This is a genomic window from Planococcus sp. A6 (assembly GCF_028823615.1).
Lineage (GTDB): Bacteria > Bacillota > Bacilli > Bacillales_A > Planococcaceae > Planococcus.
Genome location: NZ_JAPEHT010000238.1, coordinates 1 through 1,786, shown reverse-complemented (window position 1 = coordinate 1,786; position 1,786 = coordinate 1). Strand labels below are relative to the sequence as shown.

At 48.7% G+C, this 1,786-nt stretch carries 3 protein-coding genes; all 3 read right to left on the bottom strand.

The window, feature by feature from the left end:
- Positions 1-79: 79 nt before the first annotated feature.
- The 3 genes from ON064_RS18125 to ON064_RS18115 are packed head-to-tail and all read right to left on the bottom strand — an operon-like array spanning position 80 to position 1,628.
- Positions 80-586 (bottom strand): CcdC family protein, encoded by a 507-nt coding sequence (locus ON064_RS18125; protein WP_274625861.1) that lies wholly within the window; start codon positions 584-586, stop codon positions 80-82.
- Entirely contained in the window at positions 579-902 is a 324-nt protein-coding gene (locus ON064_RS18120; RefSeq protein ID WP_274625860.1) for a thioredoxin family protein, read from the bottom strand. Before ON064_RS18120 ends, ON064_RS18125 begins: the two co-directional genes overlap by 8 nt.
- 15 nt (positions 903-917) lie before the next feature.
- Positions 918-1,628 (bottom strand): cytochrome c biogenesis CcdA family protein, encoded by a 711-nt coding sequence (locus tag ON064_RS18115; RefSeq protein WP_121299728.1) that lies wholly within the window; start codon positions 1,626-1,628, stop codon positions 918-920.
- Positions 1,629-1,786: the final 158 nt, after the last annotated feature.

Here is a 1,786-nt window from a genome sequence, read left to right as displayed (position 1 = left end):
GAGCCCACGGAAAGCGAGCGATAAGCTTCGGAAAATACGAGTTCTTACCTTTCTCGACAAGCTAAAAAAACGCTGCTCCCTATTCGGGAACAGCGTTTTTTTGTCCTGCAATCAATTGGTATTTGCGCAGCATCGCAAGACGCCACGGCACGAGCATGCCAAAAGCGAGCAGCCAGAACATGCCGCCAAGCTCCCCAACATCAATCGACGAGCTCAGAATGACTTTCGCCAGCAAGCGCACGAGCAATAACCCGAGCAAAATGAAGACGAACGCTTTGGAGCGCTTTAAATAGATTTCCCCGTCACGTACTTCGAATTTCGATGTGCGGATCAGGATAATCGAAAACAAAACACCGACGAGCAGCGCTTCAGCGATTTGCAGCGGCGCCACCCGGAAAAACGGGAAAATGAACATCAAGGCGCCGGTCGACATGAACAAAGGCGGCAAAATGATCTTTTTGACCGAGGCCGGTTTTTTTGCCGATTTCGACCGGACAATAATCGCGAGCGTACCCATGACAAGCGCGCCAATGGTCGTCACGGCCAAGAAAACGGCTGGCGGGATGCTATTGAATAATTCATCCATTCAATTCTGCCTCCAATTCGCCGAGGCGGCTCTCCAACTCATCCATGCGCACGAAACGGGCAAAGCGCAGCTGTTCTTTTCCTTGCTTGAAAAGAATGACCACAGGCGCCGTGAACAGCATCAACTGCCCAGCGATTTCCGGAACGCGCGCTGCATTGACCAAATAGAACGGAATGGATGCGTTTGGCTCCAACCCTTCGACTTGCGGTTTCAGCCCTTCACATACCGAACAATGGTCGGTTTTGACGAATAGCAGAAATGATTCGCGGCTTTCTATTTTCTGTTGGAATTGATCCATTGAAGAAATGGTTTCCATCTCGTCACCTACTTTTTAGAATCCTTGGAAATCCCCGAAAATCGGGCTCAAAATGCGGATGATGTATGTCATGCCGTCAAAGAACAGCAAGACCCCTACCGCGATCATGATGAATCCACCGACTTTCATGATCGTGCTGTGATGCTTACGCAGCCAGCCGAGGCGGGTAACGAAAAACGACAACACGAAAAATGGAATCGCAAAGCCGAGTACATAGGCGAGCATATACCAAATGCCTGAACCGGGGTTGGCCGCAGCGAGCGCATAAATTGCCGCTGTGATCGGCCCGGTGCATGGCGTCCAGCCAGCCGCAAACGCGAGGCCGATAACGAAAGTGCCCAAAAATCCGGAAGGCCGGTTCTTGAACGAGAACTTGCGGTCTTGCATCAAGAATTTCGGCGTGAAGACCCCAACGATCATCAGTCCGAAAATGATGATGAACAAAGCACCCACTTGGCGGATCAATTCATCGTAGCGTACAAACCATTCATAAAAGAACGATGTGCTAAAGCCCAACGCGATGAAAATCGTGGAAAAGCCCAATAGGAAAAATAAAGTATGGAACATTCCACGGCGCTGCATTACTTTTCGGTCATTTTTAATCTCATCCATGGTCATGCCTGTAATATAAGATAAAAAGGCAGGATACAAAGGCAATGTACATGGCGAGATGAAACTCAAGAATCCGGCACCGAAAGCCAAAAGTAAATTAATATCGGTTGCCATTCGAACACGCTCCTCTCTCTCACGAACTCTATCTTATCAGAGATGGTGCGCAAAAACCGCCAAATTGCCTGTGAAATCTTTATGGACATTTCCATAATCTTCACGCTTTCGCCCTATATGTTAAGGATACACGCAAAGCGCCAAAACGCCATAAAAAA

What these genes read in the sequence shown, in the direction of transcription:
- ON064_RS18125 (WP_274625861.1), bottom strand. Translation starts at nt 586, where the DNA reads ATGGATGAATTATTCAATAGCATCCCGCCAGCCGTTTTCTTGGCCGTG.
- ON064_RS18120 (WP_274625860.1), bottom strand. Translation starts at nt 902, where the DNA reads ATGGAAACCATTTCTTCAATGGATCAATTCCAACAGAAAATAGAAAGC.
- ON064_RS18115 (WP_121299728.1), bottom strand. Translation starts at nt 1,628, where the DNA reads ATGGCAACCGATATTAATTTACTTTTGGCTTTCGGTGCCGGATTCTTG.